The following is a 16530-nucleotide window of genomic DNA, read 5'->3' as shown; positions in this document are numbered from 1 at the left end:
GATTGCGTGAAATTACTAGTTATCGTGATAAAGCATTATAAGAATTGCTTTATAAATCAACCTATGAGTAAATATCAACTTAGTTAGCAAGCACACATTAACCACTATTTATCTAGCTGGTAGATAGCAGTTTAAAAGTGAGTTTTTGCTGTTTGATTTAAACCATGCGGTATAGCATTCTGTTAATCAATATCCAAAGGACACAAATATGACTAGAATTGCCATAAAAATAGCCTTGTCTGTTCTCGGAGCAGCAGGAATTAGTTTTTTGTCTTGGACACCAGCAAAAGCCGTCATTTTTGTAGAACCCATTGTGACGACTAAAAATCAAGATGTACTCGACGCAAAAAAACCAAGAACCCTTACAGATTATCTACCAGGACAAGTAATAGAATATGGTGTTCCAGATGTAGCTAATAACTTTCTAAATGCTACTGGTTACGATATAAACAGCTTGGTCTTTGATTTAAAAACGCTGTCCTATAGTAATCCGAATTCTACTCCACCATTTGATAATGAACCAGTGCAGTGGGGAGATGTTAATGGAGATGGGAAGATTGGTAACTCTGCTAACCCCGATTTAAAGGATATTTTTACAGACATTACCATTGCTGGTAGTACTATCACTTTTAGTGGTGGCGTCATCCCGAACGGAACTCTGTTTTACAATCCATTCGCTACCCTGCCTAATCTAGCGCCAGGTACTGGAATCATTCCACCAATTCCAGCAGAGCAAGAAGATAAAGATGGGCCAATCAGGGTAGCTGCTTATTATACTGCCGTTCCTGAATCAACTAACATTTTGGGTGTACTAGTCTTTGGCGCTTTAGGCGTAGCTTTCAAACTAAAGCGATCGCTCTGTTAAGGAGATTGGGGACTGGGGAAGAAGCAAGGGAGCAGGGAGCAGGGAGCAAGGGAAAAGAATTTTCCCCTCAGCAAGAGCAGCACCTCGCCCCTCTGCATCTTTTCAATGCCCATGCCCTCATTCTGTAATTAACTCCCGATACACTGTCATGGTTTCCTGATGGACGCGGGCAACACTTAGCCTCTGTAGGTTTTTCTTTGCCCGCTGTTTCCACTCTTGTAGCATCTCGGCATTACTCAGTAATTGCACTAAAACCCCAGCTAAAGCATGACTATCTTTTGCTGGCACCAAAAGACCTGCTCGCCCGTTGTCTAAAGCTTCAGGAATCCCGTCTACCTGAGTACCGACGATCGCAGTTCCAGTTTCCCTGGCTTCCGAAAGCACCAGAGGGCAAGGGTCACGGTGGGAAGCTAGCACAAAGATGTCACAAGATATCAGATAGCGTTGAGGTTCTGGTTGGAAGCCTTCAAAATGAATGCGTTCCTTTACAGAAGTTGCTTGTGCCTGTGCCTCAAATAGCTGTTTATCAGGGCCATTTCCTACCAAATAAAGATGGGCTTGAGGAAAATCTGAGGCGATTTGTTCAAAGGCAGCAATTAACTCAGCAATTCCCTTGCGTTGATACATCCCGGCTACAGTGGCGATCGCTGGATGCTGTAATGGTAAAGGTTGATAATCTTGTATTTGTCGGGTGCGAGGACTGCCTAAAGTTCCGTTACATACTACCCGCAACTTGTTTTCTGGAATACCACGCCTAATCATAGAATCACGTACAGCTTGACTGACAGCAATTACTCTGTCAGCTAAACCCATCAGCAGGCTGGCACGCTGAAATTCATTGTGGACTGTAGAAACTAAAGCATATTTGCGTCCCTTAAAAATGCGTGCTAATATTACCCCCGTCATCATGTGGGCATGAACAATATCCGGCTGAAATTCAGCTGCGATCGCTCGGTAACGCATAGCCGCTTTGATCGTATTTATCGGTTTTCTGCTTTGGTCTAATTGGTAATGCTTGACACCACAAATATCTAGTAAAGCCTCGTATTCTCCACCAGCAGAAACAACCGCGACTTCATAACCAGATTTTGCCTGTAGACAAGCCAGATCCACAGCCACATTCACAATACCGTTACCTATTTCTTGAACGTGGTTCAAAATATGTATGATTCGCATAAGCTTTGAAATGTGTATAAAAAATAAAGATAAGTAACTGCGTATAAATCAACATAATTATTGAGGTCTTCAGCGACAACTAAAAAGTAGTCAGTAATGGGTAAAATTCACCACTTTCTACTGATTAATAGCGCTTATAACCAGTTACTTAGCTTAAAGACTTATTCAGTAACGGCTCGATAAATCGGGGTAAAACTTCAAAATTCTGAAGACTGATGTTAAGCCAGTAATTTAATTAGGTGTGAGATCAAAAAATTAGGCGATCGCTACAACTAGCTTGATGCTAAAGCTGTGCTGCATCTACGCCCCTCGTAGACATTGCCTCATAATAAATAAAGATTAAGCAGATACTCAGAAAACTCTCAATGAGCCAAACTAGTCTCAATTTAGTTGCAATATCTATCTTTCTCATGACCCTATCGGTACTGGTGGGGCCATTCTTAAACTTATCACCGGCAGTCCCAGCACTTGCTACCTTCACCATCTTAGGCATAGCGACATTAGATAGCTTCAGCCTGCAAGGCAAGGGTGGTACTATCTTTTTAGATTGGATTGCTGGTTTTTCAAAAGAACACCGCGATCGCATCGTCCACCACGAAGCAGGGCATTTCTTGGTTGCTTACCTGTTGGGTATTCCCGTTACCGGCTACACACTCAGCGCTTGGGAAGCCTGGAAACAGGGGCAATCTGGGCAAGGCGGCGTTAGCTTTGATGATGGCAAATTAGCATCTCAACTAGAACTAGGTAAAATCAGCGCCCAAATGCTAGACCGCTACTGCACTGTTTGGATGGCGGGTATTGCTGCTGAAACCCTGGTTTTTAATAATGCTGAGGGTGGAACTGATGATAAAAGCAAGCTGATAGGAGTCTTGACAATTTTAGGCTTTTCTGAATCAGTTTATCAGCAAAAACTGCGTTTTCATATCCTCCAGGCAAAAACTCTACTAGAAGAAAATTGGTCTAGCTACGAGGCTTTAGTTAATGCCATGCGACAACGCACTTCGGTAGAAGATTGCCATGCTGAGTTAAAAGTAGAGAGTGGGAAATAGGAAATTATATCAAGCTAGTAATGAAGAGTTTGTAATAAGCATTTTAGTACTTAGAAAATAAGGACTAAAGTCTTTACTAAGAACTCATTAACATCATCTTAAACAGAAAAGTTATTCAACTCTGGCGCGGAGTGCAGGAGATGGAAAAAGATTTTCAAATCCAGCTTGTCGCTCGTTTAAAGATTCTACACCATCGTTCCAAAGACTTTCATAATAAAAGAAGGTTACGCCTAGACCTCGTTCTTGGGCGGCCCGCACCTGAGACTTGATTTGCTGCATAGGAACTGGGTTATTTCGTAACCCTGTCATAATGCCAACTCCAGTTGGAATTTTTTGTTGTGCTTCTTGAATTTCTGCGCGGGAAATATTTGCCACAAAACTTTTTAGATCGGGACGATAAATTTGCACAATTAACTCGTCCACAATATTTTGTCGCATCCAACCTAGCCAATCTTGCAAGTGAAACTTGTAAGCAAAATCATAGTAATTAGGAGAAACAGAGAAAATCGCCTGGGGTTTTCTCTGTTTCACAGCTTGATTAAGTTTTACCATGAACGCCGTAATTTTATCTGCCCGCCACTTTACCCATGCCGCATCTTGGGGATTTTTTGGGGGAGGATTATTCGTTTCTTTGGTGTACAAAGCAACTGTATATTGGTCATAGCCAAACTCGTCGGGCAAACTCATGTGATCGTCAAACTGAATACCATCGGCATCATATTGAGTAACAGTTTCCAGTACTAGATTGGTGATAAACTGTTGCACTTGTGGAAGGAACGGATTGAGCCACATCACCTCACCAGCCGCACTGTTTGAAGTTTGGCTACCATCCCGCTTTTGTGTAAACCAATCCGGGTAATTCATTGCTAGTTCTGACGTTGGGGGAGCCATGAAACCAAACTCAAACCAGGGAATCACCAGTAATCCTTGGCGATGGGCTTGGGTAATGAGGTCTGCAAGAATATCATGTCCATCTGAACCTTTGTAGACAAAAGGTTGAATACCTGCACGTTGTGCTAGGGCACTGGGATACATCACATAGCCAGAATTCCACACCACAGGATAGATTGTATTGAAATTCATCCGCCGCAGTTGACTCACTGCATCCTGTACTTTGTCTCGACTCTTGAGGGTGTCAAAATCATTAGTGGTCATCCAAACCCCGCGAATTTCCTGACGGGGTATCTGTGCGCTCGCAGGGGTGAAACTGTCCACCAGCAATACAGTAACAAACGATATTAAAATAAGAATCGGAAAAAGAGATTTGAGTAGTCGCCGCCAACTTTGAACAATAAATGATGATTTCATAGATTTGAATGATGCATTAACTACCCACACACGCCATTGCTCGCTTTTACGATTGAATCTACTAACCATATAGTTTACAAGTATTTATGCTTAGTACAGTATTGATGAGTTAGTAGTTGTTCGTTCCCTGCTTATGGAACTTTTGCACCAAAAAAAACTAAAGCAGACAAATTAAAATAGTTGACGCAGCTAGTAAGCATTTGTGCCCAATAGATATTTTGTATGGGGCATGGGGCATTGGGAAGAGACAAGGGGAACAAGGTAAAATTTTCTTCTTTAACTCCCCTGCCTCCCCTGCCTCCCCTACCTCCCCTGCCCCCTGCCTCCCCTGCCTCCCCTGCCTCCCCTGCCCCCTGCCCCCTGCCCCCGATCTTCACATTCCCCCACACCCCACCTGTGTCACAATAAAGAACTGTAATAAGAAAAATATTGTTAAGGTAATTTAGTGAGTCCAACTGCTCAATCCACGGCAAGTGCGCGTCGCGTAGTATTTCCTTTTACGGCAATTGTGGGCCAGGAAGAAATGAAACTGGCGCTGCTATTGAACGTGATTGACCCCAAAATTGGGGGTGTAATGATTATGGGCGATCGCGGCACCGGGAAATCCACAACTATCCGGGCGCTGGCGGATCTGCTACCAGAAATTTCTGTGGTTGCTAATGACCCCTTCAGTAGCGATCCTAGCGACCCCGATTTGATGAGCGATGAAGTCCGCCAACTTTTAGAACAAGGGGCGGATATTCCCATAACTCACAAAAAAGTCCAAATGGTAGACCTGCCGCTAGGAGCTACAGAAGACCGAGTTTGTGGCACAATCGACATCGAGAAAGCTTTATCTGAAGGTGTCAAAGCTTTTGAACCGGGACTGCTAGCAAAGGCTAATCGTGGCATTCTCTATGTGGATGAAGTCAACTTACTAGACGACCACCTTGTAGACGTGTTACTCGACTCTGCTGCCAGTGGATGGAACACTGTAGAACGAGAAGGTATTTCTATCCGTCACCCTGCACGTTTTGTGCTTGTCGGTTCTGGAAACCCCGAAGAAGGCGAACTCCGCCCCCAATTACTCGATCGCTTTGGGATGCACGCAGAAATTCACACAGTCAAAGAACCAGCTTTGCGGGTGCAAATTGTGGAACAACGAGCGGATTTTGACCAAAATCCGCCAGTATTTCTTGAAAACTACAAACCCCAGCAAGAAGCATTACAACAGCAAATTGTCAATGCTCAACAGCTTTTGCCAGAAGTGAAAATTGACTACGATCTGCGGGTGAAAATTTCTGAAGTCTGTTCAGAATTGGATGTGGATGGTTTGCGGGGTGACATTGTTAGTAACCGCGCCGCCAAAGCCTTAACAGCTTATGAAGGACGCACTGAAGTTACAGTTGATGATATCCATCGCGTAATTACGTTATGCTTGCGTCACAGACTGCGGAAAGACCCTTTAGAATCGATTGATTCTGGCTACAAAGTCGCCAAAGTTTTTAGCCGTGTCTTTGGCGTCGAACTACCAGAAAGTGATACTGCACAAAAAAACGGCACAGGTCAAAAGTTAGGGGCTAGGGGTTAAAAGTTAAGAGCGGAGCCGGAAACGCTCCGCTTTTGGTGAAGAGTTAAGAGTTAAGAGTTTTGAATGAAAAGCTGCTTCATATCTCACAATTTTGTTTAATTCCTCACTCAGCACTGACTATATATAACTCCTAACTCTTGACTCAGCACTCAGCACTCAGCACTCAGCACTCAGCACTAAAATATGAGAATTTGGTCTTTTTGGTTCAACAGCTTTGTTCTATCTAGCCAATACAACCCGCCCAGGTTTGTAGAATTATTGATGCTCTTATTAGCGATCGCGATGTTGGCAATAGCCAGTATTTTACCCGACGACAGACCCTATTTAATCTTAGGCTTGAGCTTAGTAGTTGGGGCATCTATTTCTATCTTAGTGCGGGAAGCGATCGCCCCCTCACCCCAGAGACGAATTACCCAACTAACAGCATCCCTATTACTCATCATCAGCCTCTATGGCTTTGCTGATTTAATGTACACTCTCTAATTAGTAATTTGTTATATATCTTTTGTCCTTTGTTCACAGCCAATGACCAATGACCAATGACTAATGACTAATGACCAATGACCAATGACTAATGACTAATGACCAATGACCAATGACCAATGACCAATGACCAATGACCAATGACTAATGACCAATGACCAATGACCAATGACCAATGACTAATGATTCCATTTTTGCATTTCCACCAATTCCATACACAACTCATTAATTTGCTCCAAATCAGGTTTATGAGGTAGGGCAGATTGTTCGCAAACAATTTCCATTTCGGCGACCAAATCTTCTGCCATTCTCATCACCTGTTCATAAGAATACTCACCTTTTAAAATAGCTTTTAAATCCTCAACATCACCAGCTATTCTCCTATCTACAATCACTTCACCTCGCCGCAATATTTCTACTCCACTGCGTAACAATCTAACGCAGTGCATTCCATGTTTGAGGTCAAAACCCGACTTTCTTTCCATTTCTGCTCTAGCCGGATTTCTATTTTCCTGCCAAGATAAGTAAGCCTTCCATTCTCTTAAAGCTATTTGATAGCTTTGGCTTTTCTGAAGCAGACGAATAAAATCTTTACGGCTATTGGTTAACTTTTGGGTATATTCCAAAGTTTCATCAGGTAAAGTATATTGTTTTAAAACTCCTTTAAAATCAATATCTGCTGTCAGCAACTGATATAATTGTTCTGCTTCTTCCAAAAACTCAATTCTTCCTCTAATTAAGTTATAAAGATACTCCAGAAAAGCATTTAACTCATCTTTGCTCAGAGGTGTTTCGTCTTCTATAGCGAAGTCAGATGGTATTGGTTTTTTTTGCGGTGGCTTTAACAACCACTTCCGATGAGTTTCCATCTTTTTGATTTGGGCAAAGGCATAACCAGTGTAAGTATGTTTTACCTTCTTGCTCAAAAATAACTGTTTACGATCGATTAAATGCTGTCCGACTGCGCTTAAAAAAGGATAGTTATTTAACCAAAGCAATTCTAAAACATTGGGATTTGCGCCAGCTAATAACTGGAGGATTTTTCTTAATTCATATATAACTGTGTCTTTGTTACCATCAACGAATGGAAATATTCCTGGTTCATCCCAACCACTATCTTTTTGTTCTATCCGATCGAATCCCAAATAGTACCTTTTGGGTGCAATAAATACTCCCCGATAATCAAAGTCGGAATCAGGACGATTTAAACCATAGCCGTGGCTACCAGCCAAACCAATTAAAATAGTTCTTTGCTCAACTTCTATTCTTTTCATATCACCTGATTAAAATATAGTCATCCTAACTCATCAGTTAAGCAGGTGGCGAGACGGAAACTAGAGAAAGGAATCATTTGCGAACAATAAAATCCCCGACTTCTCTAAGAAATCAGGGATCTGAGCCTTGGTCTAACAGGAATGTCCTTAAAGGAGATGATACAACGATATCCCCTTGAGGAGCAAAACTTGTCAATTCAGTTGTTTCGATACTTTCGATTTCCTATAAACAGGAATTATCTCGGATAAATGTGGCGTCTATTCCCCCATCCTGGATTGACAATGGCGGCTAAATCTTCCTCAGATAATTTGCTGATTTCACTGTCCAGTTCTTGGGCGTTGAAATCATAGCCACGCTCTTGAGCAATTTTGATGAAGGCTTCTGGATCGGCTGTTGCTTTGAGTCTTTGCTGTAACGCTTGATCTTGTTTTACCGCTTGAAAAAGTCGGGCAGCATTTTGCTGTGTCATGACAATCAATCTCCTGTTTGAAATATCAGGTTTGAACGTGATAGTTTAACTTTTGAGGATTCACTAACTTTTGTAAATAATTTCTAGATGAGACACCTTATATTTGATATTAAAACAAAGAAGAAGAATGTGTTGATTTTGATAAAAAAATATAACTTTTCAGCTAATACTAACTAATGTTAATTTTTGGTAGATTCAGCCCTAAGATAGTAGCAATTTTTATCTAAAAAGTATTTGTTCTGACTTCTTGTAAATACAATTTACATTCGTGCGAGTGGGCGATGTCTACGACGGGCTACGCCTATACTCATGACGACAGTTGGCTAATTCCTCCCCACTCTTGGAAAATGAGCGATCGCACAGAATAATTAGCTGATTTTTCATTTTCAGGCTGGCCAGACAGCAATGCCAAACCCGAAAATCCTGTTCTAGCTTGACTTGACGCCTGTTAATAAAATAGTATGTTAGATTGTCTGTCTAATTCCTGCTCGGATCAGGTAGACATATTACAAAGGCTGGCAAAAGCATCTCTACAGGAGATAAAAACCAGCTACCTGTACGGCAACCTCAAGGACAATTTCATGACCTACGCGATTATTGAAACTGGCGGCAAACAAATACGAGTAGAGCCAGGGCGGTTTTACGACATTGAACTGCTTGCGATCGAACCCGATGAAAAAGTTACGATAGATTCCGTATTACTCGTGCAGAACGAAGGCGAAGTCACTATTGGACAGCCATTAGTAACAGGTGCGACTGTAGAAGGGACTGTAATGCGACATTACAGAGGTCGTAAAGTTCTGGTATACAAAATGAAGCCGAAAAAGAAAACCCGCAAAAAGCGGGGGCATCGTCAGGAAATTACCAGACTTATGATTGACTCCATCACTCTTAACGGTGCAGTGTTTGCTGCCCAAGGAGAAGCGGAGAAGGAAACCCCCGTTGTAAATGACACTGCTGCCGAAGAAGTTGAAACCGCTGCTGAATAATAAAAGAAGTAGATACACAAGAGGAAATCATGGCTCATAAGAAAGGAACAGGTAGTACGCGTAACGGTCGTGATTCTAATGCCCAACGTCTGGGTGTCAAGCGTTATGGCGGTCAAGTTGTACGTGCAGGAAACATTCTCGTGCGTCAGCGTGGTACTAAATTCCACCCTGGTAACAATGTCGGTATTGGTAGCGATGACACTTTGTTTGCCTTAATCGACGGTGTTGTAACGTTTGAGAGAAAGGGCAAAACTCGTAAAAAAGTTAGTGTTTATTCACCCGTAGCCCCTGCTGAGGCAGCTCCTGCTGAGGCAGTAGCAAGTTAGAGTGTGAGGGTGGGTAACAGTGCCCACCCTAATTGCTAGTTAGCGCTGATGTGATAATCAGATTTGCACAAATATTCACAGCAGTTACTTAATTTTTAACCCTTATTTACTCTAAAAAATAAGTTCCTAACTCTTTTATTCTCTCTACCCAACCTTTCATCTCATCAGCGATTTTATACTTCCATTGAAGTTGAAGTACTTCTCTAGTATGAGAATCATCAAATATAACTTTGTCTTTGTTTTCAAAGACTGGCGCCAGAAATTCTACCTGAGCAGCCTGGGCAAACATTTTTGACACCTGGCTAATACTAAAATTTTCAGGCGCAGCAAGGTAATGTCCTCCTTTGGAGCCAAATCGCGCTAAGGCAATGTAGCAGTCTGCTAAATCTTCAACATGAATCCACGCTGTCATAAAATCTGATGGAAATGGCTGATAGCCTTGGTGTGGTTTCCCTGTAATGAACTGCTGAATTGCAAAATCCCAGAAACTACCACGAGTTGGTGCTGAACCATACACTGATGAAGGATAGACAATCGAGGCGTTACCTCCATTGCTGATATATTCTTCTACTAGCCCATCTTTCAACACATTCACACCCGATAGTAAGTCAAAACATACTAAATATTCGGGTCGTGTATAACCTTTTGGCGGAGGTATTTCTGTTATTCGTCCTCCATTGGCGGTAATCAAAGAGAAATTCCCACTGGTTGTAATTACATGAATATCTGGTGAAACTGCCTTAGCACCATGTAAAGCGGCTTCTAATGCTATACGGTCTTTGGCAAATTGAGCTTCTTTGGTTGATTCTGGAGGCATGTGCCACGCTACATTAATTACCGTTGTAATATCATGATTGCGAATTGCTTGTGCAACATCATTACTGGAAATTTCTACCTCTTGAGAGCGGATTATTTCCTTGCAAAAAGGCTTTATACCCTCAATATCACTACTCGAACGCACAAGTGCCAATACGGCAAAATCTTGTGTCTGAGAAAACTTACGGCACAGCGCTCCGCCAATATAGCCAGTTGCACCTATAATCAAGACATTTTTAACGGAAGAGCTTTTTTCGGATGAAAATTCTTTGTTGTTTGACATCTTTGAAAGTTGTAGCTAATCAAGCTTTTTTATATTTTTAAAATAGCGCTTAAGACAAATTCAATAGCCGTAGCCCACATTAATAAAGTAAAAAATAATACTAATATAAAAAATATGTGGGAATTTTTATGTAAGTGGGCAGAATAAAACCGAACTGTGTGAAGAAAAGTAAATAAGGCTAAAACCATTTTTCCCCCTGCTCCCTGCCTTATCCTAACGATAATTATTTACGCTTACCTACTTATGTATGTAACTAACTTACAATCTTTAGGTTCACGATCGCAAGGCAGATAAATGCGAAATATCAAGTTTTACCTTTGCTTTAATCGTTGAATTAGTCAAACATTTAACTTGCAGCATTAATGAGGTTTAGCTAAGAGAATACTTAACTTAGTCCGTGGCTTTGATTACCATAAATACCTGAGAAAATGCTGAGAATTAACTAAATTTTCTCAAGGGATAAATTTATGAAAATTATGGCTTCGTTTCAGATAGGCTTCAGTCCTAACAGAGATACTTTGGATGTTCGGGATAACTCAAACATTCAGTAGTGTTAGAATCAAAGGTTTTATTTGATTTCAATGTAGATGCGATACCTACAGCGCCAAGCTACGCAGTAGCAAGAATCTGATGGAGTTCTCTACAAGAAAGCATCTTCTTTACGCCAATAGCCTTTATGAATCTGCTTGTAGCTTAGTTTCCTTCGATCAATCAATACAAAAAAAACTATCTAAAGGACGAAAAAAGACTATGAACTGGAAAACACTTTCTTTAATTGCTGGTTTGATTTTAACTACCAGTCTCACTGCTTGCTCTAGCAGTCCTGCAAGCAACAATCAAATTGCTCCTGAAGCCTCTCCTGCTATGAGCAAAGACAAAGCCGGCGATGCAATGGGCAAAGATGCAATGGGTAAAGATAAAGCTGGCGATGCAATGGGCAAAGATGCTATGAGCAAAGACAAAGCTGGTAATGCAATGGGCAAAGATGCGATGGGTAAAGATAAAGCTGGTGGTGCAATGAACAAAGATGCGATGAGCAAAGATAAAGCTGGTGATGCAATGAAGCAATCGCCAGCTTCCACCAAGCCTTAGCCACAACTAGCTTTGCATCTCACTTTTCTTCTACTGGGTACTAGGGACTGGTAAACCAAGAAAATCCTAATTCCAATCCCTATACTTTGGTGCTTTGAAATCAACAGGAGAAATTCTGATGAATCACAACCTGCTCCACCGGCGTCAGTTACTTTTTTATCTTGGGTTAGGGGTTGTTGGAATCGGTGCAGCCACAACATTTTCCAACTTCAAAAAAGTGAATGCCCCTTCTATCTTTCCGGCAAAAAGTAATAATACGCAAAACTCGGAAGCTATTGCAGTAAAAACTCCCACAGGCAAGAGTTTGCCAGAGTTTCAAGGGATAAGTCAGTGGCTTAATTCTACACCTTTGTCAATAGCTGACCTAAAAGGTAGTGTTGTTCTAATACAGTTTTGGACTTTTGCTTGTATTAACTGCCAGCGTACACTGCCCTACATCACAAGATGGCATCGGCAGTATAAGTCGCAGGGACTGAAGGTGATTGGCATTCACACACCAGAGTTTGCCTTTGAGCGAGATCCGAACAACATAAAAAAAGCGCTACGACAACACCAGATTACTTATCCGGTTCCAGTTGATAACGAATATAAAACTTGGAACGCTTACGAAAATCAGTATTGGCCTCATCTGTTTTTAGCTGACCGTCAGGGTTTGTTGCAATATGACCATATTGGTGAAGGGGCATACGAAAAAATAGAGCAAACTATTCGTCAGCTATTGGGGTAGAAGGATTGATGACGACTTCTACTTTATCAATCAGTCTGGCTTTATTGGGAGGAGTTTTGAATGTACTTTCACCCTGTGTTTTACCGATTTTGCCTGTGCTATTGGGGCGATCGCTGACGACAAACCACTCTGCGTCTACGCTCCAATCCTATACTTATGGCCCAGTAGCACTGGTAGCAGGATTAATTGCTGGTTTTGCACTAGCAGGTAGTTTGCTAGGTGTAACAGCAGACTGGTTTACAGGCTTGGTTAATTTATTACGCAACGGAGCGATCGCACTGCTTTTATTTTTGGGATTACTGGCAATTTTCCCCACCTGGAGTTACCGAATATTTAGTTATATTCCAGTTGGCAAGTGGGCTAAAAAACCTGCACAAATCGGACTCATGGGAGAGTTTTGGCTAGGGACTCAATTGGGGCTTTTGTGGACTCCCTGTGCTGGGCCAGTTTTGGGAGGAATTTTAGTACTAGCAGCAGTTAATCATCAAGTCACAAGTGCATTTTGGCTACTGGTTGCTTATGGAATCGGAGCAGGTTTGCCTCTGTTGGCGATCGCCTACGGTGGGCGAGTACTCAGCCAAAGAATCCTCAATATCCGCTTTCATAGTGCAGCTTTGCAACGGATTGGTGGCGTGGCGATCGTAGCCACAGCAATTGCAATTCTTCTCGGTTGGGATGTCCAAGTGCAACTTTGGCTGGCTCCGTTCTTTCCCACTCAACCTCTGTGAGACGTGCTAATTTTAGATTACCAATTTTAGATTTTGGATTAGAAGACCCAATCCAAAAGTCTACCTGGGAATAATATAAAAATCTCAAATCCAAAAGTCTGACTGGGAACAATCCAAAATCCAAAATTGGTATGACCTCATCTAAACGTAAAGTCCGCTCAACACCAAATCAGACTTTCCTATCAAAAACCTTTCACTGGATTAATATCATCAGTCTCATCTTGATGATCGCTAGCGGACTGCAAATCTATAATGCTAATCCGGTATTTGGAGGGCGTGAAGGTTGGCATTTTCCTGACTTTCTGTTGCTAGGAGGCTGGCTAGGAGGTGGCAGAAACTGGCATTTTGCTGCTATGTGGCTGTTTTCGCTAAATTTACTTTGGTATGGACTTTATATCTTTATAACTCGTCGTTGGCAACGTCGGTTTGCCGATCGGGGTGACTTAAAAGCATTGCAAGTCAGCCAGAACCCAAAGCGCAAAAACTACGCATGGCATCGGCTAGTTTATACTGCTATCATTCCAGTGCTGCTGCTGGCAATTTTGAGCGGTCTGGCGATGTACAAACCTGCACAACTGCATTGGCTTTCCGGGCTGTTTGGTAGTTGGCAAACTCTACGCACTGTTCACTTTATCACTGTTCCCACTGTCATACTGTTTACAGTTGCTCATTCTTTACTTGCCCTGAAGGTAGGAAGCATCCGTTTAGTGAAATCTATGTTTCTGTAGAGGTTTTATGAGTCTGATTCTTCCCAAACGTACCTTATCCCGTCGTCGGTTACTGCAAGTATCTGGACTTTCAGGGGTAGGCTTTCTTCTTAGTGGCTGTGGAACAAATTTGTTCTCAGATAATCTGCGGCAAATATCTGAGCCACTGAATGAACGTCTTGAAGCACTCCTGCTAACTCAAAAACCTATACCGGAATTTCCTGTCAGTGCCATAGAAGCAGATAAATTGCTGGTTAATACCTTTGACTTCACCCCGCAAATTGATCCAGCACAGTTTCGCTTAATAATTGATGGTGAGGTCAATAATGCGATGCAATTGAGCATGGCAGATATTCAAAAACTTCCCTTGACTTCAATGGTAATTCGCCATGTCTGTGTTGAAGGCTGGGCTGCGATCGTTCAATGGGGAGGTGTGCGATTGCGAGATTTAGTAGCCCTGGTACAGCCTAAGTCAAACGTCCGCTATGTCTACTTCAAATCTGCTGATGGCTACTATGAAAGCTGGGATATTGCCTCTGCTGTGCATCCGCAAACTCTCATGGCTTATCAAAAGAATGGACAACCTTTATCGGCTGATAATGGTGCGCCCATGCGTCTAGCATCCCCAATTAAACTGGGCTATAAGCAAAGCAAGTGGGTGACTCAAATTACCTTCGTCAGTAATTTGTTACCTATTAAAGGCTATTGGGAGGATCAGGGCTATGAGTGGTTTGCAGGGTTATAAGGGAGGCAGGGGGAGCAGGGGAGGCAGGGGAGGCAGGGGAGAAAATTTTACCTTATGTCTCTGCAATAGTATGTTTTTTTATTTGGAAGTTCCTTATATCCCCACCCTATAGAGGGATGGGGAATTATGGCGATTAGTTAAAAATCGTTTGGTAAGCGACAAAACATCAGACACCCAATATCTGAAACTTATCCAGAATCGATTTTGACGAGCTAACTCGGATATTGGGTGTTAGTCCACAAAGCACAGAAAAGTAACAGCATGACTACAGAGAACCTAACAACCTTGCCATCATCCCCAGCCCAGACACAATTAGAATCCATAGATTCCCCCGGTTGTCAGTCAACGAGTCTGCACGATTCGGATGTACCGGAAGTGGACTTGTTGAGTCCACTGAAAATTCGAGATATCACCCTGCCCGATCGCATAGCGATGTCACCAATGTGTCAATATTCGGCAGAGAATGGAGTCGCAAATGATTGGCACTTTGTCCATTTGGGGAGTCGGGCTGTTGGAGGTACTGGGCTGATTATAGTGGAAGCGACAGCTGTAACATCCCAAGGACGAATCACCCCCGGCGATCTCGGTCTTTGGGACGATATGCAAATCGAGCCACTAGCTCGAATTGTGCGCTTCCTTCACCAACAGGGAGCGATCGCCGGGATTCAATTAGCTCATGCTGGCCGGAAGGCGAGTTGCAATATTCCCTGGCTGGGTGGTACACCGTTAACACCTGAACAAGGGGCTTGGCCGGTAATCGCGGCAAGCCCAATTCCGTTTCAAGAGGGCGGCCCCGTTCCCATACCCCTCGATGAGGCTGGGATTGAAGAGGTGATTCAAGCCTTTGTTGCCACAGCCGGACGTGCCCTTCAAGCGGGCTTTGAGATTATCGAAATCCACTCGGCTCATGGATACCTACTGCATTCTTTTCTTTCGCCGCTAAGTAATCAACGAACAGATCGTTACGGAGGTTCGTTGGAAAACCGAATGCGTTTATTACTGGAGGTGACAAGACGAATCCGAGAGATTCTGCCAAGCGGGATGCCGCTTTTTGTGCGCCTCTCTGCTACCGACTGGGTAGAGGGAGGTTGGGATATCAAGCAGTCAGTTATATTATCCCGTGAACTAAAAGTATTAGGCGTTGATTTGATCGATGTTTCCACAGGAGGCTTAGTCCCTCATGCCAGGATTCCCGTGCAGACAGGTTATCAAGTGCCTTTTGCTGCCAAAATCCGAGAAGAGGCTGGGATTAGGACAGGGGCTGTGGGGATGATAAAGGAGGCTGAGTATGCTAACCAAGTCATTACTCGTGGATGTGCAGATTTGGTTCTCGTCGGTCGAGAAATGCTCCGCGATCCATATTGGTCGATTCGTGCCCGTTGCAGCTTGGATGAGGAACCGAACTGGTCTTTGCCCTACGGCTATGCAGTTAAACAAAAGAGACGGGGGAAATAAATCTCAACGGCAGGCGTTGCTGAATCAAATCCAGCAAATTACTTGTAATATGTGATTGCGATCGCTACAAAGTGGAGTGAATCGTCAAGGTTTGAGATTGCGACGCTGCGATCGCAATTGATTTGTGTTTAACCGCAGATGATATTATGGCGATCGCCTCCTGCTCTAAATGTAATTTTTGTAACTTCACAAGCTAGACGATTGTTCTCAAGTACTTACAGCCTTTGAGTACTTGCTCCCGACGGTTCAGCAAAAGGGGCAGTCAATACTGAGCCATATAAATATGTTGTATATCTACTGATGATTCACTGGAAATATTTAACTATTTAAATCCAATTATCAGCAACAAATATACAACATTAACTACTCAATCTGAATAAGCATATTTGGTTTGGGTGATTTTGATTGCCAACAAAGGCAAAAAATTAAATGCTTATCCGATCGCAATTACAAAATTCAATGAAAGC

Annotated in this window: 18 protein-coding genes; 12 read left to right on the top strand and 6 right to left on the bottom strand. The window is 42.6% G+C overall.

The genetic code is table 11. The annotated features are described in order from the left end of the window. Positions 1-208: 208 nt before the first annotated feature. Entirely contained in the window at positions 209-865 is a 657-nt protein-coding gene (locus V7K41_RS30500; protein ID WP_334854249.1) for a hypothetical protein, read from the top strand. Positions 866-982: 117 nt separating this feature from the next. Here the strand turns inward: V7K41_RS30500 and V7K41_RS30495 are convergent, their stop codons facing one another. Continuing rightward, positions 983-2041: a glycosyltransferase family 4 protein gene (locus V7K41_RS30495; RefSeq protein WP_334854248.1), complete on the bottom strand. Its 1059-nt coding sequence runs from the start codon at positions 2039-2041 to the stop codon at positions 983-985. A 365-nt stretch (positions 2042-2406) separates the two neighbouring features. Between V7K41_RS30495 and V7K41_RS30490 the strand changes: the two genes are divergently transcribed. Then, the gene (locus V7K41_RS30490; protein ID WP_334854247.1) at positions 2407-3090 is read left to right on the top strand and encodes an ATP-dependent Zn protease; all 684 of its coding nucleotides are present in this window, start codon (positions 2407-2409) and stop codon (positions 3088-3090) included. 111 nt (positions 3091-3201) lie between these two features. On the opposite strand, the gene V7K41_RS30485 is transcribed toward V7K41_RS30490, so the two are convergent. After that, positions 3202-4398 (bottom strand): glycoside hydrolase family 10 protein, encoded by a 1197-nt coding sequence (locus V7K41_RS30485; protein ID WP_442943311.1) that lies wholly within the window; start codon positions 4396-4398, stop codon positions 3202-3204. Positions 4399-4843: 445 nt separating this feature from the next. On the opposite strand from V7K41_RS30485, the gene bchI reads away from it, so the two are divergent. Beyond that, complete coding sequence (gene bchI / locus V7K41_RS30480; protein ID WP_334854245.1) at positions 4844-5968, top strand: magnesium chelatase ATPase subunit I; 1125 nt, start codon at positions 4844-4846, stop codon at positions 5966-5968. 183 nt (positions 5969-6151) lie between these two features. After that, positions 6152-6451: a hypothetical protein gene (locus V7K41_RS30475; RefSeq protein ID WP_104906223.1), complete on the top strand. Its 300-nt coding sequence runs from the start codon at positions 6152-6154 to the stop codon at positions 6449-6451. Between the two features lie 179 nt (positions 6452-6630). Here V7K41_RS30475 and V7K41_RS30470 read toward each other — a convergent pair whose 3' ends face one another. Continuing rightward, positions 6631-7725, bottom strand: a complete 1095-nt coding sequence (locus tag V7K41_RS30470; protein ID WP_334854244.1) for a nucleotidyltransferase domain-containing protein — start codon at positions 7723-7725, stop codon at positions 6631-6633. Positions 7726-7961: 236 nt separating this feature from the next. Further along, entirely contained in the window at positions 7962-8195 is a 234-nt protein-coding gene (locus tag V7K41_RS30465) for a Nif11-like leader peptide family natural product precursor (protein ID WP_334854243.1), read from the bottom strand. A gap of 581 nt (positions 8196-8776) precedes the next feature. Between V7K41_RS30465 and rplU the strand changes: the two genes are divergently transcribed. Together rplU and rpmA are read left to right on the top strand one after the other, a co-directional pair. Then, the gene (rplU, locus tag V7K41_RS30460) at positions 8777-9184 is read left to right on the top strand and encodes a 50S ribosomal protein L21 (RefSeq protein ID WP_334854242.1); all 408 of its coding nucleotides are present in this window, start codon (positions 8777-8779) and stop codon (positions 9182-9184) included. Positions 9185-9213: 29 nt separating this feature from the next. Further along, complete coding sequence (rpmA, locus tag V7K41_RS30455) at positions 9214-9510, top strand: 50S ribosomal protein L27 (RefSeq protein ID WP_334854241.1); 297 nt, start codon at positions 9214-9216, stop codon at positions 9508-9510. 106 nt (positions 9511-9616) lie between these two features. Here rpmA and V7K41_RS30450 read toward each other — a convergent pair whose 3' ends face one another. Beyond that, positions 9617-10609 carry an NAD-dependent epimerase/dehydratase family protein gene (locus tag V7K41_RS30450; protein ID WP_334854240.1) on the bottom strand — a complete coding sequence of 331 codons (993 nt, stop codon included), beginning with the start codon at positions 10607-10609 and terminating at the stop codon, positions 9617-9619. 750 nt (positions 10610-11359) lie between these two features. Between V7K41_RS30450 and V7K41_RS30445 the strand changes: the two genes are divergently transcribed. From V7K41_RS30445 to V7K41_RS30420, 6 genes are all read left to right on the top strand, one after another. After that, positions 11360-11701 carry a hypothetical protein gene (locus V7K41_RS30445; RefSeq protein ID WP_334854239.1) on the top strand — a complete coding sequence of 114 codons (342 nt, stop codon included), beginning with the start codon at positions 11360-11362 and terminating at the stop codon, positions 11699-11701. A gap of 118 nt (positions 11702-11819) precedes the next feature. Further along, positions 11820-12428, top strand: a complete 609-nt coding sequence (locus V7K41_RS30440) for a thioredoxin family protein (protein ID WP_334854238.1) — start codon at positions 11820-11822, stop codon at positions 12426-12428. An 8-nt stretch (positions 12429-12436) separates the two neighbouring features. Continuing rightward, positions 12437-13156 (top strand): cytochrome c biogenesis CcdA family protein, encoded by a 720-nt coding sequence (locus tag V7K41_RS30435; RefSeq protein WP_334854237.1) that lies wholly within the window; start codon positions 12437-12439, stop codon positions 13154-13156. A gap of 131 nt (positions 13157-13287) precedes the next feature. Next, the gene (locus V7K41_RS30430) at positions 13288-13884 is read left to right on the top strand and encodes a cytochrome b/b6 domain-containing protein (RefSeq protein ID WP_334854236.1); all 597 of its coding nucleotides are present in this window, start codon (positions 13288-13290) and stop codon (positions 13882-13884) included. A 7-nt stretch (positions 13885-13891) separates the two neighbouring features. Beyond that, entirely contained in the window at positions 13892-14608 is a 717-nt protein-coding gene (locus V7K41_RS30425; protein WP_334854235.1) for a molybdopterin-dependent oxidoreductase, read from the top strand. 261 nt (positions 14609-14869) lie between these two features. After that, positions 14870-16063: an NADH:flavin oxidoreductase/NADH oxidase gene (locus tag V7K41_RS30420; protein WP_334854234.1), complete on the top strand. Its 1194-nt coding sequence runs from the start codon at positions 14870-14872 to the stop codon at positions 16061-16063. 64 nt (positions 16064-16127) lie between these two features. Here the strand turns inward: V7K41_RS30420 and V7K41_RS30415 are convergent, their stop codons facing one another. Next, positions 16128-16253 (bottom strand): hypothetical protein, encoded by a 126-nt coding sequence (locus tag V7K41_RS30415; protein ID WP_334854233.1) that lies wholly within the window; start codon positions 16251-16253, stop codon positions 16128-16130. Between the last annotated feature and the right edge of the window lie 277 nt (positions 16254-16530).

Source organism: Nostoc sp., from assembly GCF_036917415.1.
Lineage (GTDB): Bacteria > Cyanobacteriota > Cyanobacteriia > Cyanobacteriales > Nostocaceae > Nostoc.
The sequence above is the reverse complement of the archived record's forward strand: the minus strand, read 5'-3'. Positions and strand labels throughout refer to the sequence as shown.